Below are 26867 nucleotides of genomic sequence, written 5' to 3'. Positions count from 1 at the left end.
GCCGCGCGAACGACTGTTCAGGGACCTACGCATGACAACCAGCAGCACCTACGCCGAGCCTGACTCGGCGACCCCGGTCAATTCGCCCGCCCGGGTCGCCACCGCCAGCTTCATCGGCACCGCCATCGAGTTCTACGATTTCTACGTGTACGCCACGGCCGCTGCGCTGGTGATCGGGCCAGTATTCTTCCCGTCCGGCTCAGGCACCGCACAGATGCTGGCAGCCTTTCTCACCTTCGGTATCGCCTTCCTTGCCCGACCGCTGGGCTCGGCCTTGTTCGGCCACTTCGGTGATCGTATCGGGCGCAAGTCGACCCTGGTCGCTTCATTGCTGCTGATGGGCGTATCCACCACGCTGATCGGTGTACTGCCAGGCTATGACAGCATCGGCGTGTGGGCACCGATCATCCTTTGCGTGCTGCGCTTCGGCCAGGGGCTGGGGTTGGGCGGCGAATGGGGCGGCGCGGCCCTGCTCGCCACCGAGAACGCACCACCCGGCAAGCGCGCCTGGTTCGGCATGTTCCCGCAGTTGGGCCCGTCGATTGGTTTCCTCGCCGCCAACGGTCTGTTCCTGACCCTGGCACTGGTACTCAGCGACGAGCAGTTCCGTGAGTGGGGCTGGCGCATTCCGTTCCTGCTCAGTGCTGCGCTGGTGCTGGTGGGGCTGTACGTACGCCTGAAGCTCGAGGAAAGCCCGGTGTTCGCCAAGGCCGTAGCCCGTCAAGAGCGGGTGAAAATGCCGGTGGTCGACCTGTTCGCCAAATACTGGATGCCCACCTTGCTGGGCGCTGCAGCGATGGTGGTGTGCTACGCACTGTTCTACATCTCCACGGTATTCTCGCTGAGCTACGGCGTGTCGACGCTGGGCTACAGCCGCGAAACCTTCCTCGGCCTGCTGTGCTTCGCCGTGGTGTTCATGGCCCTGGCTACGCCGCTGTCGGCCTGGCTGAGCGACCGCTATGGGCGCAAGCCGGTGCTGATCGTCGGCGGCCTGCTGGCCATTGCCTCGGGCTTCACCATGGAACCCCTGCTGACCTCGGGCTCCACTGCCGGCGTGGCGCTGTTCCTGGCGATCGAACTGTTCCTGATGGGCGTGACCTTCGCACCGATGGGCGCGCTGCTGCCTGAGCTGTTTCCGACCCACGTGCGTTACACCGGGGCCTCGGCGGCCTACAACCTGGGCGGCATCGTCGGCGCCTCGGCGGCACCGTTCTTCGCCCAGCAACTGGTGAGCATGGGCGGTTTGAGCTGGGTGGGGGGATATGTGTCGGTGGCGGCGGTGATCAGCCTGATTGCCGTGCTGTGCCTGAAGGAAACCCGCCATACCGAGCTTTGAGCAGTTGAAGCAAGCCCGCTCCTACAGGAGTCTGTAGGAGCGGGCTTGCCCGCGAATGGGCTGCTCGGCAGCCCCGTGCGATCTCAGATCAGAACTCGACCTTGACCGCCTGTGAAGCACGGGTCGCCTTGGCCCGTGCCGCTTCGACCGACTCGTCGCGGGCCAGGCACACGCCCATGCGGCGGGTGCCATTGATTTCCGGCTTGCCGAACAGGCGAATGGCGGTGTCTGGCTCGCTCAGCGCTGCGCCCAGGTTGGCGAAGCTGGTCTGCTGCGACTGGCCCTCGGGCAGGATCACTGCCGAGGCCGACGGTCCGAACTGACGCACCACCGGGATAGGCAGGCCGAGAATCGCACGGGCATGCAGGGCGAACTGCGACAGGTCCTGGGAAATCAAGGTGACCAGACCAGTGTCATGCGGACGTGGCGACACTTCGCTGAACCACACCTGGTCGCCCTTGACGAACAGCTCGACGCCGAACAGGCCACGGCCGCCCAGCGCATCGGTGACGGCCTGGGCCACACGCTGCGACTCGGCCAGCGCCTTCGGACTCATCGCCTGAGGCTGCCAGGACTCCTGATAGTCGCCCTTCTCCTGACGGTGACCGACCGGCGCGAGGAAGGTGGTGCCGCCCACATGACGCACGGTCAGCAGGGTGATTTCGTACTCGAAATCGATGAAACCCTCGACGATCACCCGGCCCTTGCCGGCACGTCCGCCTTCCTGGGCGTAGTCCCAGGCTTTCTGCAGGTCGGCATCGCTGCGCAGCAGGCTCTGGCCCTTGCCCGACGAGCTCATTACCGGCTTGACCACGCACGGGTAGCCAACATCGGCCACGCCCTTGGCAAAGTCTTCATAGGTGTCGGCGAAGTGATAGGGCGAGGTCGGCAGCTGCAGCTCTTCAGCCGCCAGGCGACGGATGCCTTCACGGTTCATGGTCAGCTGGGTGGCGCGGGCGGTCGGCACCACGTTGAAACCTTCGTTTTCCAGCTCGACCAGCGTAGCGGTGGCGATGGCCTCGATTTCCGGCACGATGTAGTGCGGTTTTTCAGCTTCGATCACCGCACGCAGGGCGACGCCGTCGAGCATGTTGATCACATGGCTGCGGTGCGCGACCTGCATGGCAGGCGCGTTGGCGTAACGGTCCACGGCGATCACCTCGACGCCCAGGCGCTGCAGCTCGATCACCACTTCCTTGCCCAGTTCGCCGCAGCCACACAGCAGTACGCGGGTCGCAGTCGGCGACAATGGGGTTCCGATACGGGTCATTTCAGGTCCTCGAAGGCGTCCGGGGCGCGCCGGCTGGTGCTGCCCGCTGAAAAAGGACCGGTATTCTACATCAATCGGGCGCGGATCAACCCACCGCCAGCGCGCGTCGCGCGCGCCATGCCATGATCAGCCAGACCGCCGTTACACCGGCGAACTTCGAGGCCATCGCCGTGCCGATCACGGCAGGCGTCAGCGCACCGATCATGCCGAAGAAGATGAAGGTGTCCACCGGAATACTCAGCGCCGAGCTCAGCCACAAACGGTCACGCAGGGGCCTGCGGGTGACGCTGAACACCAGCCAGTCGATCAGTTCGGAAACGAAGAAGGCCGTAGCACTGGCCAGGGCGATGGCCGGCTCCGAAGTCGCGTAGGACAGCACCAGCGCCGCCAGCATCGCAATCAGCGCGCCATGCCCGTAACGGGTCTGCACCATGTCGCGCAGGATGAACACCAGCCCGCCCCAGGCGGACCAGATGATGTCCAGGTGCGGGGCACTGGAGAAGGCGTAGTTGATCAGCACTACGCTGCTTATGTAGGCAATGAGATAGAACATGGCGGGTAATCTGTGGGCAAGCCGCACAGATTACCTTTGGGCAGTTCGCCGGTAAACCCGCGAAGAATCCAACGCGGTGGATGGCACCGGCTGTGCCAGTGTTCGCGGGCATGCCCGCTACCACAGGGTTCTGCATCAGACTAGAGGATGAGGCCAGCCTCTAGTGCCCTTTCGTGGCAAAGCTTGATCACCGCCCGGCGCTCGTCATTGTCCATCCGCGCCCACCGGGTGATCTCCTGCACCGTACGCTGGCAACCGATGCAGATGTCCTGCTCATCCAGCGCACAGACGTTCACGCACGGCGAAGCGACCGGCCGCTCGTCAGTCTTCATCGACCACCAGCTCCCGCGAATAGCGCTCGGCGTTGTGCACATAGTGCGCGGCGCTGGCTTCGAGCATGCGCATCTGCTGCTCGGTCAGCTCGCGCACCACCTTGCCTGGCGAGCCCATCACCAGCGAACCGTCGGGAATCTCCTTGCCCTCGGGGATCAGCGCATTGGCGCCGATGATGCAGTGCTTGCCGATCCGCGCGCCGTTGAGGATGACCGCATTGATGCCGACCAGGCTGTAGTCGCCGACGCTGCAGCCATGCAGCATGGCATTGTGACCGATGGTCACGCCCTTGCCCAAGGTCAGCGGCGAACCCATGTCGGTGTGCATCACCGTACCGTCCTGGACATTGCTGTCCTCGCCGATGTCGATCAGCTCGTTGTCGCCGCGCAGCACGGCGCCGAACCACACACTGGCCCGGGCCTGCAGGCGCACCTTGCCGATCAAGGTGGCAGTGGGCGCGGCCCAACTGCTGGGATGGGCTTCGACCCGCAGGTCGCCCAGGCGGTATTTCATGTCATGTTCCTCACGGTTGGACGCGGTCGGCGGGTGAGCCCCGCTCAGTTCTGGATAAAGCGCTCTGGCGGCTGGTGCAGGCTGATACCGGCATCGAACAGCACGTTGACCAACTCGACGATCATGATCGCCGACAGCCCCCAGATCTTGTAGTCGCCATAACGGTAGCTGGGCACGTACCAGCTGCGCCCCTGGTAGTCGATGCGATGGGTGTGGTCGCGTGGGTCCTGGCGAAAGAACGACAGCGGAACGTTGAAGACCGCTGCGATTTCGGCATCGTTGGGCTGGTACTCGACGTAATCCGGAATCAACCCGACGAACGGCGTAACCTTCAGTCCGTGCAACGAAATCAGCGGGCTCAGCGGGCCGATCACCTCGACCAACCCCGGCGGCAGGCCGATTTCCTCCTCGGCTTCGCGCAGGGCGGTGAACACCAGGTCCGGGTCTTCCGGATCGCGGCGCCCTCCCGGAAAGGCCACTTCGCCACCATGGGTGGAAAGCCCCTTGGCACGCAAGGTGAGCACCAGCTCGGGCTCTTCGCTACGGGTAATGGGCAGCAGCACCGCCGCCTCGGGAAAACGGCGATCCGCCTCCAGTGACGCGGGGGTATGGTTGCTCATTCGGCGAAGAAGCTCGTCCAGCATTACGCACTCTCGATTCCAAGGCCTGCCTTGCATGATGCACCAAAGCCGCGAGGCACCCAAGCCCCGACGGCTTGCAGCAACCCCGCCGGCCGCGCCAAGATAGCGGCTCACACAGGAATAAAAGCATGAAATTCTGCAGCGCGTGCGGCCAGCCGGTCATTCAGCAGATTCCCGAGGGCGACAGCCGCCTGCGGTACGTCTGCCCCTCCTGTCAGACCATCCACTACCAGAACCCCAACATCGTCGCAGGCGTCTTGCCCGTCTGGGGCAGCCAAGTGTTGCTGTGCCGTCGCGCCATCGAGCCGCGCCGTGGCTTCTGGACGCTGCCGGCTGGTTTCATGGAAAACGGCGAAACCCTCGACCAGGCGGCGCGCCGCGAGACCGTCGAGGAAGCCTGCGCACGCGTCGGCCCGACCACCCTCTACCAGTTGTTCGACCTGCCGCACATCAACCAGGTGCATGTGTTCTTCCGCGCAGAACTGGCCGACCTGGACTTCGACGTGGGTGTCGAGAGCCTGGAGGTGCGCTTGTTCGAGGAGCATGAAATACCCTGGAACGAACTGGCTTTCCGCACCGTCACGCGGACACTAGAATGCTATTATCGCGACCGCATCGGGCAGCAGTACCCCATAGGCCATGAATACCTGCCGCCGATGAACGTTTCGTCGTCCACCTAGCTACTTCAGGATACGTTTCATGCGCTGGTTGCTTGCCCTCTTCTGCTTGTGCGTTGCATCGGTGTCCCAGGCGGCGTTCACCGAGACCATCATTCGCAAGCCCCTGCCCGCGACCACGTCGCAGGGCACGCAGCCCCAGGCCAGGCCTGCGCAAAGCAGCAGCCAGCCGCAGATCGACAAGGTGCTGGTGCTCAAGTCAGAGCGGCGCCTGCAACTGATCAGCCGCGGCGAGCCATTCAAGACCTACCGCATCTCCCTGGGCAAGCAACCCAAGGGCGCCAAGGAGCGCGAAGGCGACAAGCGCACCCCTGAAGGCTTCTACTGGCTCGACTGGCGCAAGGTAAGCGACCGCTACAACCTGGCCATGCACATCTCCTACCCAAACATCAGCGACGCCGCCAAGGCGCGCCGCGAAGGGGTCAATGCCGGCAGCATGATCATGATCCACGGCACACCGATCGACGAAGAATACCCGGAGTGGTATTTCCACACCCTCGACTGGACCGAAGGCTGCATCGCCATGCGCAACGACGACATGCGTGAAGTGTGGAGCATGGTCAAGGACGGCACCATGATCGAGATTCGTCCCTGAGCCTGCGGGCTTCCTGCACCTTCCACTGCTGCGCTGCAGGGCGCCCACCTGAGGAAGGCGGCGTAGCCTGACGGGGCGGCGTCCTACATCTACAGCAAATCCTCAGAATATCCCGACTCAAAAACGTTATTTGCCTGATACCCAAGCAGGCAACGTACCGCATCCAAACGACTGTTCGAATTTTTAGAATCCACGCAAACGAGTACGCGAACCGTACGACCTCTGCGGAATTCTTCCATGGCGAACACCCCGTTTCCGGCTATTTGTCGCTCTATCACCCATGCATTGCTCGCGCTGCTGACCAGCTCGGTTGCCCTTGCAGCCGATCCCGCCAGCGAGCAACTGCGCGACCAGCAACGCGAGCTTCAGCACCTGCAGCAACAGCAGCGACTGGAGCAATGGCAGCGCCGCTCTGCCCCGCAAACGCTGGAGCACCAGGCGCCATCGGCAGCGCCTGCAGAGCAATGTTGGCCGGTCAGCGGCCTGCGCCTGAGCGGTAACAGGCGCGTCACCAACACCGCCCTCGAACAGAGCCTGCGGCCCCTGCTGCACGGTTGCATGGGGCCGGCGGACATCAACCGCCTGCTGCTGGCCATCACTGAACGCTACGTCCAAGCCGGATATCCCGCAAGCCGCCCTTACCTGGCGCGCCAACCAGGTGCTGGCATGCCCCTCGATATCGTGATTATCGAAGGATTCGTCGAAAGCATCGCACTCGACAACGCGCTGCCGCTGTCACTGGCCAGCGCCTTCCCTGGCATGCTCGGCCAGCCTTTGCACCTGCCTGACCTGGAACAAGGGCTGGACCAGTTGAATCGCCTCAGAGCCTATGATCTCGGCGCCAACGTGCGACCCGGCGACCTGCCTGGCGGCACCCACATCCAGATCGAACCACGCCACATCAGCTCGCGCTGGCACCTGGACAGCCGTCTGGACAATCGCGGCAGTGCACTCACCGGCCGCCACCGGCTGAGCCTCACGCTGGGCCTGGACAGCCCCTTGAGCCTCAACGACGACCTGCGCGTTTCGCTGCTATCGACGGTATTCGACGCGCCAGGTCGCAGCCAGGGCGCCAGCCTCTACTACAGCCTCCCCTATGGTCCCTGGACCTTCGCCCTCAACGCCAGCCAACTGCAATACCGCGCGCCGCTGCCCGGCAGCCAGCTCGGCAGCCACGGCAACAGCAGCCTGCAAGGGCTGAGCGTCGAGCGCATGCTCTGGCGCAATCAACAAGGCATGCTCAACGCCAGCCTGCGCCTGGATCACAAGCGCGTGGCCACCTGGTTCGGCCCGCTCAAGGTCGCCCAGCAAAGCCCGGTACTGACCACCCTGGAAGCCGGCATCAACCTGTTCTGGCTCGAAGCCGGCCTGTGGAACGCGTACCTCGGCATCGCCCAGGGCGTCGACTGGCTGGGTGCCGACCGCGAGCCGCTTGGACGCAAGAGCGCCGAGCCCGGGTTTCGCAAGTACCGCGCCACGCTTCTGTACCTGAACCAGGGCAAGTGGCGCTGGCAGAGCGAGCTGAACCTGCAGTACAGCCCCAACCGCCTGCCCGCCATCGAACAGCTTGCCCTCTCCGACGACCTGGCCGTGCGCGGCTTTCGCCAGCACAGCGTCTCCGGCGCGAGCGGCGCCGTGTGGCGCAACACGCTGAGCCGCCCCCTGTCCGTTGCCCTGCCCCTGGAAATCCGCCCGCACCTCGGCCTGGACCTGGGCTGGACCCGTTTCGACCACGGCAGCAGCCCGCAGCGGATGGTCGGCGCCACCCTGGGCGTGATGCTGAGCACCCCGAGCCAGCGCCTGCGCCTGGACTACCAGCGCGCGCTGAGCTCCAGCGACCTGCCGCGCGGCAGCCTGGAGCCCGGTGTCTGGGTGCTCGAATGGAACCTGAGTATCTGATTCACCCACAACAAGAGAGATAAGCCCGTGAACGACACCAAAAAACTGCATGTCCCAACCCCACCCAATGCCTTGCGCTGGAGCATCTTCCTGACGCTGATGGCCACCTCCCCGACCCTGCTCGCCCAAGGCGGGCTGCAACCGACTCCCGGCCCGGCGGGAACACCACTGATCAACAACGCCCATGGCGTACCGGTAATCGACATCGTCGCCCCCAACGCCAGCGGCCTGTCGCACAACCAGTTCCTCGACTACAACGTCGGCCAGGCGGGTGCGGTGCTCAACAACGCCCTGCAATCGGGCCAGTCGCAACTGGCTGGCGCCCTGGCCGCCAACCCCCAGTTCCAGGGACAGGCCGCCTCGACCATCCTCAACGAAGTGGTCAGCCGCAACGCCTCGCTGATCGAAGGCCCCCAGGAAATCTTCGGCCGCCCCGCCGACTACATCCTCGCCAACAGCAACGGCATCACCCTCAATGGCGGCAGCTTCATCAACACCACCCGCGCAGGTTTTCTGGTCGGTGATGTCCAGCTCGAGGACGGTCGCGTGCGCCTGCTTGACTCGATGAGCGCCAGCGGCGCGCTGAACGTGCTCGGCGGGGGCCAGAGCAACGACGGCGGCGCGCTCGAACTGATTGCCCCGCGCATCGACAGCAAAGGTACGCTCAACGCCCGCGACGACCTGCAATTGATTGCCGGGCGCAACCGCATCGACGCCACCAATGGCCAGGTCGTCGAGCACCTGCCAGGCACCCCGGCAAGCATCGACGCCAGCCTGTTCGGCGCCATGCACGCCGGCCGCATCCGCGTGGTCAGCACTGCCGAGGGCGCTGGCGTGCGGGTCGGGGCGATTGCCATGCACGGTCGCGACGGCATCGACATCCAGTCCGCCGGCAGCCTGTATATCGGTGACGACGGCACGCATAGCGCCGTACTGCGCAGCAGCCAAGGTAACCTCAACCTCAATGCCAGCGGCGACCTGAGGCTGCAGGCCGTCACGGGCCAGGGCAAATCGATCGACGTCAATGCAGGGCAGAAACTCACGCTGGACACCGCAGCCCAGGAGAACATCGAGCGTGAGCGCAAGGCCTGGGACAAAAAATGGTTGTTCGTCACCACCGAAACCTATGAAAGCAACACCACCACAACCCAGCACACACTGCAGGGCACGCAACTGAAAGCCGATGACCGCCTGGCGCTCAAGTCCGGCGGCGACATGCAACTGCAAGCGGCCACCCTGCAAGCCGGTGGCGCACTCGCCCTGGACAGCGCGGCCAACCTGAACATCGAAGCAGGCAAGGAGAGCGGACGTGTCGAGGAGCAGGTTCGCCATCGCAAGCATCTCTGGCGGGGTGACAGCGACAGTGACCACTATCAGGAAACCGCCAAAGCCAGCGATCTGCGAGGCGCCACGCTGACCGCCAAGGCCGGTGGCACGCTCAAGGTGCAAGGCAGCCACCTGCACAGCGAGGGCGATATGACCCTGGCCGCTCAGCAGGTCGAGATCACCATCACGGCCCTGGACAAGCGCGGCACGCAACGCGACTACCGCGGCGACCTGGTGTCCGGCAGCTTCTTCGGCGACCGCCAGGGCAAGGAGGACACCGCGCGGCAGGTCGCCGGGAGCACCATCACCTCGGGCGCCAACCTGAACGTCACCGCCGGGCAGGTCAGGGTCAAGGGCAGCACCATCGCCAGCGAAGGTGAATCGGTGCTCTACAGCAACAACGGCAACCTGGCGATCGAAGCCGACCACAACCGCTCCAGCACCACCGAAAAACAGAGCGACAGCAAGCTGTTCGGCCTGATCGGCCACGACCGCAGCCACAGCAGCCAGCAGGAAAAGGTGCTGGCGAGCGACGTCAGCTCGAAAAGCGACCTGCGCCTGGCCAGTGCCGAGGAACTGCGCATTGAGGGTGCCAAAGTCGAGGCTGGCAAGCAGCTCAAGATCGAGGCCAAGGGCGATCTGATCGTCGAAAGCGCTCAAGCGCGCAGCGACAGCAAGACCGACGAACAGCAGCGCACCCTCACAGCCCACGCCCGCCAGACCACCGAGGCCGACGGCGACAAGCCCGGTTCACGCCAGTATGAAGCCGGGGTCGGCTACGCAGTGGTCAACCGGCACAGCGAGCAACGCGCCACCGAGCAGGTCGCCAGCGAACTCAAGGGCGCGACGGTCGAGCTGCACAGTGACGCGCACTTGCAGGTCAACGGCTCGAAGGTCAAGGCCGATACCGGCGACCTCAACCTGCAAGGGCAACAGATAACGCTTGGCGCCACCCGCAACGACCAGCAGACAGACACCCAGACCACCCACAGCGGCGGCAGCCTGGCCGTGACCGGCGGCATCGACCGGATCGGCAGCCACTTCGAAGGGCATCATCAGAAGGAGAACGTGCGTGAGCGCGACAGCAAGATACAACGCAGCGAATTGCAGGCAGGAGGCGATGTGAAGATCAACACAGGGACGCTGGTGACCGAGGCCGCACGCGTCGACGCAGGCAAGGCGTTGGTGGTCAAGGCCAAGGATATCGAGAACCGGGCGGTACAGGACGTGTACGAACGCGAGCAGCGCAATGACGACTGGCGCGGCACCCTTGGTGCCAGCCTCGAATACCGCGACCTGACCCGGCCGATCGAGCGCCTGGTACTTGGCGAGGAAGCTGCGCGCTTCCAGCAGGCATCGCCCGAGGACGCGATGGTCGCGCCCAGCGTCGGCGGTGACATGACCGTGGAGCATCTCAAACGCCTGGAGAACCAGCGCCGCGGAATCGCCCAGGTCAGCGAGTTGTCGGGTGCCAGCGTCAAGGTCCAGGCCGAGCGTATCGACGACCAGGGCACCGCCTGGCGTGCCAATCAAGGGCTGCTGGCGATCAGCGCTAACCAGCATCACCAGCGTGCGGCAGTCGACGAGCAATCCCATGGCGTCGAGCAACTGGCCTTTGGTGGCGATGCCAGGGTCGACACCAGTACCGGCCAGGACCTCAATGTACGGGCCAGCGGCAAGGGCGGCTCGTCGAGCAGCATGCAAGACGTACGCACTGCGCGCGTCGGCAGCCTTTATGGGCAAACGGGCATCCAGGTCCAGTTGGGCGCCGACGGCCTGTATGAAGGCAGCCACTTCAACGCCGGCAACGGCGACCTCAGCATCACCAGCAACGGCAAGCTGCTGCTGACTCAGGCCAACGACCAACACAACGAGCACACACGCCAGACCGACGGCAACGCCTGGGCCAAGGTCGGCAACCGCCCCGGCAGCACTGGCATCGAAACCCGCGGCTATCTCGACCAAGCCGAGCGCCAGAAACAGCAAAGCAAGGCTCAAATGGCGCAGATCGACGCCAAGGGCAAGGTCGTGCTCGCCAGCGGCGGCGACCTCATCCTCGAAGGCACCCGCATCGGCAGCCGTGAAGCGCCTGTAGCCAGTATCGAACTGGACAGCGCCGGCCTGCTGCAGGTCAAGGCGGGCCACGACAGCCAACAGGCCACGGGGCGCAACCTGGGTGGCGGTCTGGAAATCGCTGCCAAGCTCGGCACCGGTAAAGGCGGTGCCCTCGGCGGCCACTTCGCCAACGGCAAGCTCGACGAGCAGGCAAGCCAGGCCGTCGATGCCCACTTCAACACTCAAGGCAAACTGCTGATCAGCAGCCGCGCCCGTGAAGATATCGCCCTGCACGTGCAGGGTCTGCACGCCTCGGCCAGCGAAATCAAGCTGCACGCCGGCAACGGCGGCATGCTGGTCGAAGCTTCGGGCAACACTGAAAAACGCGACAATCTCGACATCACCGCCGGTGCCGGCTTCAGGCTCAACGGCGGCGAGACGCCGGACAAGGATATCCGTGGTCTGCACGGCCGGGTGCAGGTCAACCTCGACAAGCGCGACAACCAGACCTGGAATGCCAGCACCCTGCGCGCCGAGCGCATCGAGCTGGCGAGCCAGGGCGACACCCGGATCGAGGGTGCAAGCCTGGATGCACAGAAGGTTCGCGGCGATATCGGTGGCGACCTGTTGTTGGCCAGCCGCAAGGACAGCGTCGACACCCTCACCGTCAAGGCCGATGGCCGCCTGAGCCACGAGAAGAACCCCCAGGGTTATCTGGATGCTGCCGGCGCCCTCTCCGGGCCTGCGGCGGGCAAGGTCACCGAGAAAGTCGGCCCGACGCTGTCCAAGGTGGACCCAAAGCTCTCGCCGACGGTAAAGGTCGAGGTGTCCCACACCCAACGCGACACGGTGGCCCACCAGGCGAGGATCAAGGGCAGTGAAGGCGTCGAGTTGAACGTCGGCGGCCAGGCACGCCTGGTCGGGGCACGGATACAGTCCGGCGCTGGAGATGTCGATCTGCAAGCCCAGTCGGTCAGCCGCGAAACGCTCACAGGCCGCGACTACCAACGCAATGTGTCGGTGGACTTCTCCAACTCACCGGTCGACATAGGGACGGCCATTGCCGAACTGTCCAAGAGCAAAGGCGCGGCGGACGGCGAAAATGCGCTGGACCTGGGGCTGCTGCGCACCAGTGGGCATAGCCGCAGTGAAGAGTGGGTATCGAGTGTCGGGAGCAAGGGCGGGCGCTGATCGTTGAGCGTGGGGCTTGTCTCGCGATGGCAGTACCACTGAGTGGCACCGGCGATGCCGGTGATCGCGGGACAAGTCGCAGCGGCGAACCGAGGCTCCCACAGGGGGGCAGGCATGAGTGCCGGGTATCTTTGGCGTCTCCTAAGCGCGCATTGTTCGAAAATCCGAAAATACGCCTTTCCTGTAGTCCATTTCCCAAAGATACTCCTACCGCCTTTTTTCCGTTGCGGCCCCTGGGGCAGCGCTCTAGTCTCGGCGCGTCGTTGCACATCAACGACACAGCTTTGACAGGCTGTGACGGTAAATAGCGTATGGCCAACCCTTGATGGCGGCTGTACGTGCGGGCACGCTCGCGTGCGCCGGAACTTTGCTATTTCCGCCGGTCTGTCAACCCACGTACAGCTGCCACCCTTCTGTTTGACAGCAGGTCGGTGGCCGCACATGAAGGTAAATAGCTATGTTAAAGATCGTCCCCGACCCACCCCACAACAACCACTCCCTCGAAGACACCATCATCCAAGCCACCGAGTACGCACTCTGCGCACAAACCGTGGCCCATCAAGCAGTCCTCCTCCAACCCAAGTCCCCCGTCTCACTCCTGATAATGGCTGCCATCCATGAAATGGAAGCGCTGAGGATTTTGCTGGAGTCGGCGTTGATACAGGTTCAGATGCCGGCAGAGCCGCAGACGGCTCACTAAGCGGTTTTCAGGGAGATGAAAGGATGGATACAAGCGACACCACACCGAATACCACTGTCGGCAAAACACGGTTCTACCAAGGCAAGGGGCTGACCCAGCCGCTGTTCTGCATCGAGCCGGGCATCCCGTGCGAGCGTGCGCGTGAGCAGGCTTCGGAGTTGATGGGGTATGTGCGCGACATGACCTTGAGCGGGGTGATGGATGAGAACCCGCAACTGGTCTGGGCTTCGTATTACCTGAGCGCATTGGCCAAGGCATTGATGGACGATGCGGAGCTGGGGATGCGCCGGTAAAAGCGGGTTTATCGGATCTGGCGTTGAGTTGCTTTTGGGAGCGGCGGTTCGCCGCTGCGACTGGTCCCGCGATGGCAACACCGCGGCGGATGGCACCGGCTATGCCGGTGATCGCGGGACAAGCCCGCTCCCACAGGGATTGGGCAGGCCTTTAGATTTTGATCAAGACAGTTACTCCCACAGGGGTTGAACTGGTCTTTAGATTTTGATCAAGACAGGTGCTCCACAGGGATTGAACTGGTCTTTAGATTTTGATCAAGACAGTTACTCCCACAGGGATTGAGCTGGTCTTTAGATTTTGATCAAGACAGTTGCTCCCACAGGGATTGAGCTGGTCTTTAGATTTTGATCAAGACAGTTGCTCCACAGGGATTGAGCTGGTCTTTAGATTTTGATCAAGACAGTTGCTCCACAGGGATTGAGCTGGTCTTTAGATTTTGATCAAGACAGTTGCTCCACAGGGATTGGGCTGGCTTTCAGATTTTTGGATAAGGGCGTTGCTCCGGCAAGCAACAGGCAAGCTGGGATCTCAAGCTCTGCAACTACCACCTGAGCTGCCGCTCGCCCTTGGCTGCCTCCGGCCCCAGCCACTGGGCGCCGCGCAACAGGGGCGTCAGCGCAGCATCAGGCTGGACTTCGAGTCCGACCCGGGCGCGTCGGGCCAGCAAGTCGGCGTCAAGGTCGAGTTGGTGTTGGCCTTGCAGGCGCAACGTGCCCTGCAAACGCCAGTCACTGGCACAACGCATTTCGAGCCAGCCCTGTCCCAGATCCAACGACCACGGCGAGACCAGCGCCAGGTCGTTCACCTGCAAACGCCCCTCGGCACCGACGCACCGCTGCCACACACCCTGCAGCGCGACACGCCCCTGCCAGTGCCCCGCCAGGCGATAAGCCAGCGGTACACTCGGCGCCGCTTCGAGCGCCTCGACATCCGCGCGCCAGCGCCAAGGCCAACCACTCAGCCGCGCCAACCAATCCTGCCCCTGATAACCCAAGCGGATTTGCGCCTGTAGGCGCCAGGGTTGCCACTGCCAGTTCAGCGGCCCGACATCACCCACCTGTTCGGCCTGCCCCTGCCAGAGGCTGCCGCTGACCGCCCGGCCTGGCACCAGCCAAGTCGCCGGCAACTCGACCAGCAGCGTAACCACACACACCAGCATCGGCCACAACAGCACGCGCACACTCATGGCCGAACCTGCAGGTCGAAGCGCAGGCGCTTGCCCTGCTGCTCCATGCCCCACTGCAGCGGCTGCGCGCCCTCGCCCTGCAAAGCCTGCAACCACGCCAGCAGCGCATGCTCGTCCGTGACCGAGCCGCGTACCTGCCAGCGCTCATCCTGCGGCTCGATCTCCGTCAGCTCGATATGCCGGGCCTGAGCGGACTGGCGCAGGTGCTCCAGGCTCAACGCAGGCCCGCCTTCAAGGCCGGCCGCCACTTCGGCCAGCCCGCGCCATTGGCTCATCTCGGCCCAGCGTGCACCCACCTCACGCACCAGGATGACGATCAGCAACAGCGCGATCAGCCCCCAGGCCACGCGCATGCGCTGGCGCTGCGAAAATGCGCGGATCATGAACTGCTCCCCAGATCGAACACCGCGCCCTGAGCCTGCACCTGCACCGCAGCGCCGACTGCAGCGGCCATTTCATGCCACGGCGCCAACGTGCCTTGGCCGTCCAGTTGCAGATGCCAGCGCTGCCCATCGAAGCGCACAGCGCGCAAGCGCCACTGCGGATGCGCGTGCAACCAGGCCTGCAACTGCTCCTGCAAGCCCTCGAGCCGACGCAGACGCAAAGCCCGCTCGCCGTCGGCGTCACGCAGCCGTTTGAGCGCCTGCGCGGCCTGGCGCGGCGTAGCCTGCGGGCCGCTGACCGCCATCACCTGCTCGCGATACAGCTGGGCCTGACGCCATTGCTGGCTGCTCCACAGACCGCCCCAGACGGCGGCAAGCACCAGGCAAGCGGCGATCAAGCGCTTTTGCTGGCGCGTGACATTCAATGATCGGCGCGGGCGACGCGTTTCCCGTAGCGTCGGCAAGGTATCGAGATCGGCAATCCGCTGAGGCCAGCGTCCATCGACCTGCTCAAGCACCTGGGTATCCCACGGCGCAGGTGCAGAGCCCAACCCCTGTGGCCAGGCCAGCCAGTGTTCTGCGCCATCCTCGTCGATCCGCGCATACAGGCTCGACTGCTCCTGCCGCCATTGCCATCCACAACCGCGGTCGAGCACCGGCAAGAGCTGGAACTGCGACCAGCAACGCTCAACCTCCAGCCCCCACTCCGCACATTGGGCCAACCAGCCGTCGAGCCGCTCGCGCGCCACCACCACCAGTCGCAGTTGCCCCGCCGCACGGCCGATGCATGCGCAGTGAACTTCATCGCTGCCTTGCAGCAGACGATCTTCCAGTAGCAGCGGCCATTCCTCCCGCTTGAGCCCGGGCGGGGCAGGCAACTGGAAAAGGCTGCACGCCTCGCCCGGCATCACCACGGCAACCCTGGCGCTCAGGTTCTGCGGCGGGCGGCCCTGCCCTTCGTCACGCAGCACGCCGCTGTCCAGCAGGCACCAGTGCCAACCGCCGTCAGCCCTCGGACGCAACAGCAACCAGGGCCGCGCTGGCGAGCGCCGCCGCCATTCAAACTTCATGAGCGCCCCCAGGGCAGGACGAATGTGCAGACATAAGGTGCTCCGTCACGCTGCAGATGCAGGCGCACGCCACGACCAGGGTGCGCCGGTTGATCGGATGGCCAGGCCAGCCAACTGCCGCCCTGGAAATACAGGATGCTCATCTCGCTGACCCGCTCCAGGCGCTCGCGGACCACCCAGCGCGGCTTGTCGGCGGCGTAGAGATCGGCGGAGGTTTCCAGCAGCACGCGCTGCTCCCTGGGCTCGAAACGCAGGCGCTGACGCTGCAAGCGCGCCCCCCCTTCGGCCTGGGGCCAGGCCGCAGCAGCGACCCACAGCAACTGCTGGTTTTGCGCCTGCCAATCGAGCCAGCGCGTGGCCAGCGGCAGGCGCTGCTCGTACACCTGGCGCAGCACCGGGCTGTCGAACCGGCGCTCCAGCGCGAGGCACAACTCCAGCACGCCGGGCTCGTTCTGCTGGTCGGCGAGACGCTCGCGCACCGTGAGCCAGCCATGCACCAAGGCCGCCAGCAGGATGCCCAGCACGGCGGTGAGCGCCAGCGCGACCATCAACTCGATCAGGGTCAGCCCCGCCTGGCGACGCTTCATGGGCGCTCCAGAAACAGGGTGTACAAGCCCAGCGGCACGCGCTGATCGCGGTCGGCGAACAGGCGCAGCTCGCCACGGCGCAGATCGCGCACGCCGGTGTTGCGCAGTTGCAAGTCCCAATGACACACCTGCCCACCCTGCTGCAGCTCCCCGGCAGTGCGATTGCTGCCCGGCCAGTACTGCTCGACGGCAAACCGTGCCTGCAGCTCACGGGCGCACAAGGCGCCGAGGCGGTGCTGCTGCACGCCGTCCTGCACCGCCAGGCGCTGGCGCAGTACCTGGCTGGTGATCACCGCCAGCACCGCGGCGATACCAAGCGCCACACTGACTTCGAGCAAGGTGAACCCACGCTGGCGACGCTTCATGGCAGCACCGCGACTTGCAGCCGCCCTTCGCGGCCCCAGCTCCAGCGCTGGCCACCTTCGGCACTCCGCCAGTTCACCTTGCCGGGCCTTGCCCAGCCTTCGGGGGTGAACACCAGTTGCGGCGCTGCTGCGCCTGGCCAGTCTGGGCGCAGGTCCTGCGGCCAGTCACCCAGCGTGACCGGTTCCACCACCCAGCCGGTGCCGTCATGGCGAACGAACTCAGGACGCTTGCCGTTCCAGCGCAGGCCACGCAACTGGCCGGTGTGGCGCGCCACGGCAGACTGCTCGCGGGTCGCGGCAAGCAGCCGCTGCATGGCCTGGTCGACCCGCGTACGACCGTTGTCGAGCCAGGCCACGCTCAAGCCGGTCATCAGCCCGGCGATGGCCAGCACCACCAGCAGTTCGAGCAGGCTGAAGCCGCGCTGGGAGGGCAAGTCAGAGCTCCCAGTTGCCCAGGTCGGCATCCAGCCCTTCGCCACCGGCCACGCCATCGGCGCCGAGCGAATAGACATCGACACGACCATGCTCGCCCGGCATGCGGTACTGGTACGGTGTGCCCCACGGGTCTTCCGGCAGGCGACGGATGTAGCCATCGCTGCGCCAGGCACGCGGCAGCGGCTCCTGGGCCGGTTTCTTCACCAATGCAGCGAGGCCTTGCTCGCTGCTGGGAAAGCGCAGGTTGTCGAGGCGGTACATATCCAGTGCCTGCTCGAGGGTGGCCAGGTCAGCCATCACCTTCTGGCGCATGGCCTTGTCCTGGTTGCCCAGCACGCTGGGCGCGACCACCGCGATGAGCAGGCCGATGATGAAGATCACCACCATGATCTCCATGAGGGTGAAGCCGCGCTGACGCTTGGCGCGATACTGCATGCAAAGACTCCTTTTCACAGTTGCAGACCCTGGTTGAGCTGCATGATCGGCAACAGCACCGCCAGCACGATGAACAGCACCACGCCGCCCATCACCAGGATCATCAGAGGTTCGAAGAGCGCCATGGCAGTGTCGACCTGGCGGGCGAAGCCGCGCTCCTGGTCGTCGGCCACGCGCTCGAGCATGTCGGCCAGGGTGCCGCTGGCCTCGCCGCTGCCGACCATGTTCACCAGCAGCGGTGGAAACTGGCCGCTGGCATCCAGCGCCCGATGCAGGCTGGTGCCGCCCTGGACCTGCAGGCGCACCTGCTCCAGGGCCAGGCGGATACGCTGGTTGGCAACCGTTTCGCTGGCCACCTGCAGGGCTTCGAGCAGGGCCACGCCACTGCCGCAGAGAATCGCCAGGCTGCGCGCCAGCCGTGCGCTCTCCAGCACTTGCAGCAGGCTGCCGATACGCGGCAGGCGCAGCAGCAGGTCGTCGCGGCGCAGGCGCCAGTGCGGCTTGCGCAACAGCCAGCCGCTCAACAGCGTCAGCGGGAGCGCTGCACCCAGCAGCCAGGGGCCGGCACTGGCCAGGCCCTGGCTGATGGCGATCAGCAGCGAGGTGATCAGCGGCAGCGCCTGCCCGGAATGGGCGAACTGCTCGGTCAGCTTGGGCACCACGAACGTCATCAGACCCACCACCACCGCCAGCGACACGCCCATCAGCACGCAGGGATAGATCAGCGCAGTGCGCGCCTTGTGCTGTTGGCGCTGGACCTGCTCCAGGTGATCCGCCAGGCGCGTCAACACCTGCGCCAGCCGCCCGGAGCGCTCGCCCGCTTCGACCAGCGCGCAGTACAGCCCGGTGAACGGCGCGCCTTGCCGGGCAAGGCTGCGGGCCAGCCCCAGGCCTTCGGCAAGCGCGCCGCGCACCGACACCAGCACGGCCTGCAAGGCGGGCGCGCGCAGTTGCCGTTCGAGCGTGGCCAGGGCATCGACCAAGGGGATGCCAGCGCCGGTCAGCGTGGCCAATTGGCGGGTCAGCTCGCACAGCTGGGCACGGCTCAGGCGCTGACGGCGCGGTTGCCGCAGGCTGCCTTCGTGGCGTTGCAGCTTGCGCGCGAACAACCCCTGCTCACGCAACAACTGGCGGGCATGGCGCTCGCTGTCGGCCTGCACGCTGGCCTTGTGCGGTTTACCTGCCAGGTCCAGGGCCTGGTAGCGATAGGTCGGCATGCTCAGCCCTGCACCACACGCAGCACTTCGGCCAGGCTGGTCTCGCCACGGGCCAGGCAGTCGCTGGCCATGGCCACCAGGCTCTGCCGACGCGTGGCCAGGTGCGCCTGCATCGTCACTTCGCTGGCGCCCTCATAAAGCAGGCCGACCAACCCTGCATCCAGCTCGATGAATTCATACAGCCCCAAGCGCCCGACATAACCGCTGCCCTGGCAACTGTCGCAGCCCACGGGGTGGTGGGTGGCCTGCAACGCCGCCAGTTCCGGCCACAGACGCCGCTCGGCGGCGAGCAACGGGCGCGGCTCGGCACAACTGCACAGGCGTCGGACCAGGCGCTGGGCCAGCACCCCGCGCAGGCTGGAGGCGATCAGGAAGGGTTCTATGCCCATGTCACGCAGGCGCGTCACTGCGCCGACAGCGCTGTTGGTGTGCAAGGTCGAGAGCACCAGGTGACCGGTCAAGCTGGCCTGCACGGCGATCTGCGCAGTCTCCTGGTCGCGGATTTCACCGAGCATGATCACGTCAGGGTCCTGGCGCAGGATCGCGCGCAGGCCGGTGGCGAAGGTCAGCCCGGCACGCGGGTTGATCGCGGTCTGGCCGATACCGGCAATGGCGTATTCCACCGGGTCTTCGACGGTGAGGATATTGCGGCTGCCGTCGTTGAGGCTGTTGAGGCTGGCATACAGCGTGGTGGTCTTGCCGGAGCCGGTGGGGCCGGTGGAGAGCACGATGCCATTGGGCCGCGCCAGGCACGCGCGCAGGCCCTGCAAGGCCGCGGCGGGCATGCCGAGGTTGTCCAGTGCCAGCAGGCTGGCCTGCTTGTCGAGCACGCGCATCACCACGCGCTCGCCGTGGATGCCGGGCAGCGTCGAGACCCGCACGTCCACCTCGCGCCCGGCGGCGCGCAGGGTGATGCGTCCGTCCTGGGGCTGGCGCTTCTCGGCGATGTCCAGGCGCGCCATGACCTTGATCCGCGACACCAGCATGGCCGACAGCGCACGCGGCGGGCGCAGCACTTCGCGCAGGTGCCCATCGACGCGCAGGCGCACCACCAGGCTCTGCTCGAAGGTTTCGATGTGGATGTCCGAGGCACGCAGGCGCAGGGCCTGGCCGAACAGGCCGTTGATCAGGCGGATCACCGGCGCTTCGTCGTCGCTTTCGAGCAGATCTTCGATGCGTGGCATTTCGCTCATCAGGCTGTCGAGGTCAACCTGCTCGCCGATGCCTTCGATCAATGCGGCGGTGGCCGAGTCGGCAGCCTGGTAGAGCTGACCCAGGCGCTCGTCGAAAGCGGCGCGATCGAGGCGCTCCAGGCGCAGTGGCTGGCCATGCACGCGCAGCAGCTCTTGCACCTGGTCGCTGTCGGCATCCTCGCGCAACCATAGCTGCCAGCCCTGATCGTCCGGGGCCATGGCAACGCCAGCCTGACGCGCCAGGCGGTAGCCGAGCATCACCAGTCACCGCCTTCAAGCCGCGCGCGACTGGCCGGAAACGCCTTGAGCAAGGCGCCACCTTCGGCGAGTTCCGGCATCTGCAAGGCGGTGTCCTGCTGCAGGCTGCGGTACTTTTCCTGGCTCAGCCCGGCAAGGCTCGGCCCGTCGCGCATGATCCGCGGGCGGATGAACACCATCAGGTTCTGCTTCACGTTGCGGTTGCTGTCGGAGCGGAACAAGCGACCCAGCACGGGGATGTCACCGAGCAACGGCACGCGCTGGTTGCTGGTCGTGGATTCGTCGCTGATCAGGCCACCGAGAATCACCAGGCCATTGTCATCGACCATGACCTTGGTCTTGATCTCGCGCTTGTTGGTGATCACATCGCTGGCGGCGCGCGAGTCGGCGATCGAGGACACTTCCTGGACGATGTCCAGGCGTACGCTGTTGTCGCTGTTGACCTGCGGCTTGATGCGCAGCTTCACCCCCACCTCCTTGCGTTCGATGGTCTGGTAGGGGTTGGCGTTGTTCTGGGTCACGGAGCCGGTGACGAAGGGCACCTCCTGACCGACCAGGATCGACGCCTCGGCGTTGTCCAGGGTCAGCAGGGTCGGGGTCGACAGCAGGTTGAACCCGCTCTTGCCCTTGAGCGCATTGATCAGCATGGCGAAGTTGAAACCGCCGCCGAAATGGCCGATGCCGGCGGTGGCGCCCGTGGTTGCCGAGAGCAGTTTGCCCAGTTCCTTGTTGTCGCCGCTGGCAGCAGCGCCAGCAATGTTGGCGATGTTCACCCCGTTGCTGCCGAAGTTGACGATGCCGGCGCCGAACTTCTCGTCGGCGAACAGCCACTGCACGCCGAGCTCCTGGGCGCTGCTGTCGGACACCTCGGCGATGATCGCCTCGACCACCACCTGGGCGCGGCGGATATCGAGTTGCTCGACGATGTTGCGATAGGCCGCAAGCTCGCTGTCAGGGCCAACCATGACCACCGCGTTGGCGCCTTCTTCATACTCCAGGCGCACGCCAGAATCGCTGGCCGTGCGTACCGGCGCCTCCCTGCCTTCGCCTGCGGGCGCATCGGGCACCCCGCCGTCCTGGCCGAGACCGCGCAGCACCTTGACCACTTCCGCAGCATTGGCGTGACGCAGGTAGATCACCTGGGTGTTGCTGCTGTGCAGGTTGTCGCTGGGCCGGTCGAGTTGACCAAGCAGCGCACGCACGCGCTCGCGGCTGTCGGCGCTGCCGCGCACCAGCAGCGCATTGCTGCGCGGGTCGGCCACCACCTGGGCACTGTCGGCGCCCTGCTCGCGGGCCAGCAGGCGGGTGACCAGGGGCGCGGTGTCGGCGGCGCTGGCATGCTTGAGTGGCATCACCTGCAAGGGTTCGTCGCTGACCTGGTCGAGCTGGCGTAGCAGCTTGTCGATGCGCTCCAGGTTGCTGCGCCAGTCGGTGACCACCAGCAGGTTGGCGGCAGGGTATGGGGTGATCACCCCGACGCGCGGGTCGATCAGCGGCTTGAGGATGCCGAGCATCTGTTCGCTGGCGGCGTTGCGCACATTGAATACTCGGGTCGCCACGCCGTCGCTGCCCTTGCTCTGTTTGCCGGCGTTCTCCACCGGCACCGGCTCCAGGCGCGCGGCCTGGTCGGGGACGATCTTCACGCTGCCGTTGGGCAGGTCGACGGCGGCAAAGCCCTGGGCACGCAACTGGGCGAGGAAGATGTCGTAGATGGCTTCGGCGTCGTGGCGATCGACGGTGCGTACCGTGACCTTGCCGGTGACCCGCGGATCGACGATGAACGTGGTGCCGGTGATGCGCGAGACGCTGTCGATGAACTCGCCCATGTCGGTGTCGACGAAGTTCACCTCGTATTGGGGCACGCCCTCTTCGTCGACTTCAGGGTCTTCGGCCCACGCCTGCGCAAAGCACAGGCCGAGGCTCAGCACGCAGGCCACAGCGTATCTTGCGATCATTGCTCATCCTTGCCGCTTGAAGCCGGTCACGGCGGGCCGTGGCGGCCAGGGCAGGCGCTCGCGCCGCCCCTGGTTGTCGAAAATCAGGCCATCGGCGTCGATGTCCTGCAGCACGATCCCTGGCGCCAGGCGCTGGCCGCGGCCCAGGGTGCGAACCTGCTGGCCGAAGCGCAGCACCACCACGGTGGCGGACAGCGGCTCGGCCTTGAGCCCGCCGAGGTATTGCAGGGGCAGGCGCGTCAGGGGAATGCCGCCCTCTTCGGGTGGCGCCTGCCAGTGACCGACCATCAGGCCTGGCAAGGTGGGTGTCTGTTCGCGCGGGACACTGAGCGGTTGCGGCTGGCGACTCAGTTGCAGGATGCACTGGGCAACGAGCCAGCCGGCCAGGGTCAGCAGCAGCACGTTGGGCAGGCGCGCCAGCCCGATCACGAGGCCACCTGGCGCGGATGCCACCCCGGATGCCCCTGCACATAGCGCACCTGGGGCAGTTGCAGCGACGCCAGTTGCCAGTTCGGCTCCTGGCGCGCCAGCCAGGCCTCGACCTTCTGCCACAGCGGCTCGCCGGCCTGGGCATCGAAGTGCAGGCCGAAGGTGCGGCACAGGCCCTGCACCGTGGGCAACCCGGCGACACGCTTGCCCATCGGGCTGTAGCTGACCTGCCAGGCGTGGCCTTGCCAGCGCGGCAGGTCCTGGCTGTTGTCGAGCAGCAGCGGATCGCCGAACAACTGCTCGGCGGCATTCTCCAGCACCTGTTCCACCTGGCGCGCAGGCGCCTCGACCACCGGCGCCGGGTAGCCGCCGGTGAGGCTGATCAGGTGCTCGCGGGTGATCGCCTGGCCTGCTGGCAGCGGATGGTCGTAACGCAGGCCCGGCAATAGCACCGGCATGCTCGAGTCGTCGGCCAGGGCCTGGTGCAGGAGACGGTCCCAGCTGCCGCCACGGGTGTCACGACGCCACAAGGGCTGCGGCGCACGGGCCAGCGGCTGGTCGAGCCAGGCGGCATGACCGGCGCGTTGCTGGCGCAGCGTGCTGCGTAACTGGCTGGCACGCGCCTGGGCAGTGGGCGAAAGCTGATCGTCGAAAGCGGGTACGAAGCGCGCCTCGAATCGCCACTGCCCTGCTGTGTGCTGACAGCGCAGGCGATAGACGCCACTGGCGCGACACCCGGCGAACAGCACCGGCACCTTGCGCCCCGACGCTTGCGTGACAGGTACCGGAGACGGCCACAGATCCTGGCCACGGGCACACAGCAGCACATCGATGTCGTCGATCCGCTCGGCAAGCCACAGGCCAGGGCCAGTGCCAACATCCGCCAGGGCGACCACCAGGTCGGCCTCGCGCCGCGCTTGTTGGAAACTTGGCAGCAATGATTGGTACCACTGCTTGAGCGAGGCTTTCTGATCCTGGGCGTAAGGGTCAGTCACACCGACCACCGCAATGCGCACGCCGCCGCGCTCGAACACGCGCAGGGGCTCGACACCCAGGCCCTTGGCCTGTTCAGCGCCAAGACCAGCGCCGAGGGTGATTGCAGGGGACTGGCGATAGAGGGCGGCGCAGCGTTGCGGCCACAGCACGCGCTCATCGCTGCTCACACGCACGTCGCTGGCCAGTATCCGGCTGCCTTGCACGCCACTATCGCCTTGGGTCAGGTAGGCCAGGCCGCTGCCATTCCAGTTCTGGCCGTTCTCCAGGGTCAGGCAGCGCTCGGCGCCGGCCTCGTTGCGCATCTGCTCCATCAGTGCGGCCAACACGGCATAACCGCCGAGGCGCGCCTGGCTGGCCTGGCCGGCATTGAGCAATGGCGCGAGCTCGGCATGGCCGCTACTGGCATGGCTGCCGGTCATCCATGGAGCACGCCCCAGATGGCTGACCGGCCCCAGGCGCGTGGCAGGCACCACTGGCAGGCCAGGCTCGCGGGCATCGAGGGTGTCGGCGACATAGAGCAGTTCGAGCGAGGCATCGCCGCCGCGCTGACCGGGGATCGCGGAGCAGGCGCCCAACAAAGGCGCCAAGGCCCCGACGCCCATCCAGCCAATCACTTCGCGTCTGCGCACACTGCTCGCCATCGACCCCGCCATCCCTAACCTGAGTTCACGTTCGGCCCCGGATATTGGGGTGGCTGCGTGACAGTTTGATGGCAGAAATCCGACAGCCGATGCGGTAAAGCTCTGACAAATCTTGTTACTAATAGCGCTAGGTTTTAAAACCCCGTTAATATTTTTGCCAATCAATCATCACACTTGCCCCCTAAAGTCGCGGTTCCTCTTACTCAGCCATTACAAGGACACCCTGATGAGTCGAGAAACCGGCGATAACCTGGACCGGAACCAGAGCGGCAACCTGCCGATGGCCAGTGTGATGGATACCTACCTGAGCCGTCGTACCGTGATGCGCGGCAGCCTCGGCGCGGCCATCGCGATGATCGCAGGCACCGGCCTGACCGCCTGTTTCGACGGTGGTGGCGGCAGCTCCCATCACGATGATCCGGTCACCGAGCCGCCTGTGACCGAACCGCCAGCCAAGCTCAAGCTGGGCTTCCAGTCCATCGCCGGTTCGCGCACCGACGCTTGCGTCATTGCCGCCGGTTACAGCGCCTACGTGATCGCGCCGTGGGGCACGCCGCTGAACAGCAACGGCAATCCGTGGAAGTCCGACGGCAGCAATACCTCGACCGACCAGGCCAACGCGATGGGCATGAACCATGACGGCATGCACTTCTTCCCCATCAACGGCAGCTCCGACGATGGTTTGCTGGCGATCAACTTCGAATACATCGAAGCCGACGCGCTGCACCCGAACGGCCCGACCACCGATGGCACTGGCAAGCGCCCGGTCGAGGAAGTGCGCAAGGAGATCAACGCCCACGGCGCCGGCGTGGTGCGCCTGAGCAAGGTCAACGGCCGCTGGCAGGTGATGCAGAACGACCCGCTCAACCGCCGCTTCACCACCGCTTCGCTGATGGACATCGCCGGGCCCCTGCGCGGCACCGATCACGTCAAGACCAAGTTCTCGCCGACCGGCACCCAGGCACGCGGTACCAACAACAACTGCGGTAACGGCTACACGCCGTGGGGCACGTACCTGACGTGCGAAGAAAACTGGCCTGGCATCTTCGTCAACAAGGGCGTGCGCCCGGCAGACCAGGTGCGCATCGGCGTCAGTGCCAGCAGCGGCCAATACAAGTGGGAGACGGCTGCCGGTGATGCCAGCGAGGTCAACGGTGAGTTCACCCGCTTCAACGTGACCCCGACCGGCGCCAGCGCCACCGACGACTACCGCAACGAAGCCAGCACTTACGGCTACATCGTCGAGATCGATCCGTACAACAGCGCCACCCTGGCGGTGAAACGCACCGCCCTTGGTCGCTTCCGCCACGAGGGCTGCTGCCCGGGCCTGGCGGTCGCTGGCAAGCCGCTGGTGTGGTACACCGGCGACGACTCGAACAACGAGTACCTGTACAAGTTCGTCTCCGACGCCGTCTGGGATCCGGCCGACGCCACCCCGGCCGACCGCCTGGCCACCGGTGCCAAATACATGGACAAGGGCAAGCTCTACGTGGCCCGCTTCAATGCCGACGGCAAGGGTGTGTGGCTGCTGCTGGACGTTGCCACCCCCACCACCGCCGGCAGCACGCTGGGTGCACTGTACGGCGACCTGCCGGGCATCATCCTCAACACCCGCGGTGCGGCTGACGCGGTCGGCGCCACGCCGATGGACCGCCCTGAGTGGACCGCCGTCAACCCGCTCAACGGCGATGTCTACCTGACGCTGACCAACAACAGCGCGCGTACCGCCGCCAAGGTGGATGCGGCCAACCCGCGCGGCCCGAACCGTCACGGCCACATCATCCGTTGGCACGACAGCGACGATCACAAGAGCTTCACCTGGGATATCTTCGTGTTCGGCGCCAACGCGGCCGGTGCACCGGATATCAACCGCTCGGGCCTGACCGAACTGAACCAGTTCGCCAGCCCCGACGGGATGAGCTTCGATAGCCGCGGAGTGCTGTGGTTCGAGACCGACAACGGTGAGACCACCTTGACCAGCTACACCAATGACCAGTTGCTGGCGGTGATCCCGACCGACCTGGTCGATGCCACCGGCAAGCAGATTCCGGTCAACGCGCAGAACCAGGTGGACCTGCGGCGCTTCTTCGTCGGCCCTAACGGCTGCGAGGTGACGGGGATCAGCTTCACGCCGGACAACAAGACGCTGTTCATCAACATCCAGCACCCGGGCAACTGGCCCTCTACCGACAAGGCGACGGATGTGACGCCTGCGGGGAGCCGAGTGCGACCACGGGCGTCTACCGTGGTGATTCAACGCAATGATGGCGGTGAGATCGGAACGGCCTGATCCGGAGCCTGTAGTCCGCGGTGCTCAAAGCCCGCGGATTGCCT

25 protein-coding genes are annotated in these 26867 nt (G+C 65.5%); 8 read left to right on the top strand and 17 right to left on the bottom strand.

Annotation, left to right across the window (positions count from 1 at the left end; translation table 11 throughout):
• The first annotated feature begins 31 nt into the window (after nucleotides 1-31).
• Entirely contained in the window at nucleotides 32-1336 is a 1305-nt protein-coding gene (locus tag AB688_RS08000) for an MFS transporter (RefSeq protein ID WP_063543298.1), read from the top strand.
• Nucleotides 1337-1424: 88 nt separating this feature from the next.
• Here AB688_RS08000 and purT read toward each other — a convergent pair whose 3' ends face one another.
• From purT to AB688_RS07975, 5 genes are all read right to left on the bottom strand, one after another.
• Entirely contained in the window at nucleotides 1425-2606 is a 1182-nt protein-coding gene (gene purT, locus AB688_RS07995; protein WP_054895619.1) for a formate-dependent phosphoribosylglycinamide formyltransferase, read from the bottom strand.
• 85 nt (nucleotides 2607-2691) lie between these two features.
• Complete coding sequence (locus tag AB688_RS07990; protein ID WP_054895618.1) at nucleotides 2692-3159, bottom strand: VUT family protein; 468 nt, start codon at nucleotides 3157-3159, stop codon at nucleotides 2692-2694.
• A gap of 140 nt (nucleotides 3160-3299) precedes the next feature.
• Entirely contained in the window at nucleotides 3300-3491 is a 192-nt protein-coding gene (locus tag AB688_RS07985) for a DUF1289 domain-containing protein (protein ID WP_063543296.1), read from the bottom strand.
• Nucleotides 3481-4005, bottom strand: coding sequence for a gamma carbonic anhydrase family protein (locus tag AB688_RS07980; protein WP_054894675.1), 525 nt, complete (start codon nucleotides 4003-4005; stop codon nucleotides 3481-3483). Before AB688_RS07980 ends, AB688_RS07985 begins: the two co-directional genes overlap by 11 nt.
• 44 nt (nucleotides 4006-4049) lie before the next feature.
• Entirely contained in the window at nucleotides 4050-4649 is a 600-nt protein-coding gene (locus tag AB688_RS07975; protein WP_054894676.1) for a CoA pyrophosphatase, read from the bottom strand.
• Nucleotides 4650-4774: 125 nt separating this feature from the next.
• Here AB688_RS07975 and AB688_RS07970 point away from each other — a divergent pair, with 125 nt between their 5' ends.
• The 6 genes from AB688_RS07970 to AB688_RS07945 all read left to right on the top strand — a co-directional run bounded on the left by AB688_RS07970 (nucleotide 4775) and on the right by AB688_RS07945 (nucleotide 13382).
• Nucleotides 4775-5326, top strand: a complete 552-nt coding sequence (locus AB688_RS07970; RefSeq protein ID WP_063543294.1) for an NUDIX hydrolase — start codon at nucleotides 4775-4777, stop codon at nucleotides 5324-5326.
• 19 nt (nucleotides 5327-5345) lie between these two features.
• Nucleotides 5346-5918: a L,D-transpeptidase family protein gene (locus tag AB688_RS07965; RefSeq protein WP_063543292.1), complete on the top strand. Its 573-nt coding sequence runs from the start codon at nucleotides 5346-5348 to the stop codon at nucleotides 5916-5918.
• 237 nt (nucleotides 5919-6155) lie between these two features.
• A complete protein-coding gene (locus AB688_RS07960; protein WP_063543290.1) occupies nucleotides 6156-7817 on the top strand; it encodes a ShlB/FhaC/HecB family hemolysin secretion/activation protein in 1662 nt (553 codons plus the stop codon).
• Between the two features lie 27 nt (nucleotides 7818-7844).
• Nucleotides 7845-12389 carry a hemagglutinin repeat-containing protein gene (locus AB688_RS07955; protein WP_231100305.1) on the top strand — a complete coding sequence of 1515 codons (4545 nt, stop codon included), beginning with the start codon at nucleotides 7845-7847 and terminating at the stop codon, nucleotides 12387-12389.
• Nucleotides 12390-12846: 457 nt separating this feature from the next.
• Nucleotides 12847-13089, top strand: a complete 243-nt coding sequence (locus AB688_RS27135) for a hypothetical protein (RefSeq protein ID WP_054894680.1) — start codon at nucleotides 12847-12849, stop codon at nucleotides 13087-13089.
• A 23-nt stretch (nucleotides 13090-13112) separates the two neighbouring features.
• Nucleotides 13113-13382 (top strand): DUF3077 domain-containing protein, encoded by a 270-nt coding sequence (locus tag AB688_RS07945; RefSeq protein ID WP_054894681.1) that lies wholly within the window; start codon nucleotides 13113-13115, stop codon nucleotides 13380-13382.
• 542 nt (nucleotides 13383-13924) lie between these two features.
• On the opposite strand, the gene AB688_RS07940 is transcribed toward AB688_RS07945, so the two are convergent.
• Genes AB688_RS07940 through AB688_RS07885 form a run of 12 tightly spaced genes read right to left on the bottom strand, consistent with a single transcriptional unit; the run spans nucleotide 13925 to nucleotide 24533 of the window.
• Entirely contained in the window at nucleotides 13925-14569 is a 645-nt protein-coding gene (locus AB688_RS07940) for a hypothetical protein (RefSeq protein ID WP_063543288.1), read from the bottom strand.
• The gene (gene gspM / locus AB688_RS07935) at nucleotides 14566-14952 is read right to left on the bottom strand and encodes a type II secretion system protein GspM (RefSeq protein WP_063543286.1); all 387 of its coding nucleotides are present in this window, start codon (nucleotides 14950-14952) and stop codon (nucleotides 14566-14568) included. The genes AB688_RS07940 and gspM overlap by 4 nt, the downstream gene beginning before the upstream one ends.
• Complete coding sequence (locus AB688_RS07930; protein ID WP_063543284.1) at nucleotides 14949-16022, bottom strand: type II secretion system protein GspL; 1074 nt, start codon at nucleotides 16020-16022, stop codon at nucleotides 14949-14951. Before AB688_RS07930 ends, gspM begins: the two co-directional genes overlap by 4 nt.
• Complete coding sequence (locus AB688_RS07925) at nucleotides 16019-16609, bottom strand: type II secretion system protein (RefSeq protein WP_063543282.1); 591 nt, start codon at nucleotides 16607-16609, stop codon at nucleotides 16019-16021. The genes AB688_RS07930 and AB688_RS07925 overlap by 4 nt, the downstream gene beginning before the upstream one ends.
• Nucleotides 16606-16974, bottom strand: a complete 369-nt coding sequence (locus AB688_RS07920) for a type II secretion system protein (protein WP_054894686.1) — start codon at nucleotides 16972-16974, stop codon at nucleotides 16606-16608. Before AB688_RS07920 ends, AB688_RS07925 begins: the two co-directional genes overlap by 4 nt.
• Complete coding sequence (gene gspH, locus AB688_RS07915) at nucleotides 16971-17408, bottom strand: type II secretion system minor pseudopilin GspH (protein WP_155738193.1); 438 nt, start codon at nucleotides 17406-17408, stop codon at nucleotides 16971-16973. The genes AB688_RS07920 and gspH overlap by 4 nt, the downstream gene beginning before the upstream one ends.
• A gap of 1 nt (nucleotide 17409) precedes the next feature.
• Complete coding sequence (gene gspG, locus AB688_RS07910) at nucleotides 17410-17844, bottom strand: type II secretion system major pseudopilin GspG (protein WP_054894688.1); 435 nt, start codon at nucleotides 17842-17844, stop codon at nucleotides 17410-17412.
• A gap of 14 nt (nucleotides 17845-17858) precedes the next feature.
• The gene (gene gspF / locus AB688_RS07905) at nucleotides 17859-19061 is read right to left on the bottom strand and encodes a type II secretion system inner membrane protein GspF (RefSeq protein WP_063543278.1); all 1203 of its coding nucleotides are present in this window, start codon (nucleotides 19059-19061) and stop codon (nucleotides 17859-17861) included.
• A 2-nt stretch (nucleotides 19062-19063) separates the two neighbouring features.
• Complete coding sequence (locus AB688_RS07900) at nucleotides 19064-20512, bottom strand: GspE/PulE family protein (protein WP_063543276.1); 1449 nt, start codon at nucleotides 20510-20512, stop codon at nucleotides 19064-19066.
• A complete protein-coding gene (gene gspD / locus AB688_RS07895) occupies nucleotides 20512-22467 on the bottom strand; it encodes a type II secretion system secretin GspD (RefSeq protein ID WP_063543274.1) in 1956 nt (651 codons plus the stop codon). Before gspD ends, AB688_RS07900 begins: the two co-directional genes overlap by 1 nt.
• Nucleotides 22468-22470: 3 nt before the next feature.
• A complete protein-coding gene (locus AB688_RS07890; protein ID WP_063543272.1) occupies nucleotides 22471-22896 on the bottom strand; it encodes a hypothetical protein in 426 nt (141 codons plus the stop codon).
• Complete coding sequence (locus tag AB688_RS07885) at nucleotides 22893-24533, bottom strand: hypothetical protein (RefSeq protein ID WP_063543270.1); 1641 nt, start codon at nucleotides 24531-24533, stop codon at nucleotides 22893-22895. Before AB688_RS07885 ends, AB688_RS07890 begins: the two co-directional genes overlap by 4 nt.
• Nucleotides 24534-24759: 226 nt before the next feature.
• Here AB688_RS07885 and AB688_RS07880 point away from each other — a divergent pair, with 226 nt between their 5' ends.
• Complete coding sequence (locus tag AB688_RS07880; protein ID WP_063543268.1) at nucleotides 24760-26823, top strand: PhoX family protein; 2064 nt, start codon at nucleotides 24760-24762, stop codon at nucleotides 26821-26823.
• The last annotated feature ends 44 nt before the right edge of the window (nucleotides 26824-26867 follow it).

It is taken from the genome of Pseudomonas putida (assembly GCF_001636055.1).
GTDB classification, from domain to species: Bacteria; Pseudomonadota; Gammaproteobacteria; order Pseudomonadales; family Pseudomonadaceae; genus Aquipseudomonas; species Aquipseudomonas machongensis.
This window is presented reverse-complemented; position numbering and strand designations above follow the sequence as displayed.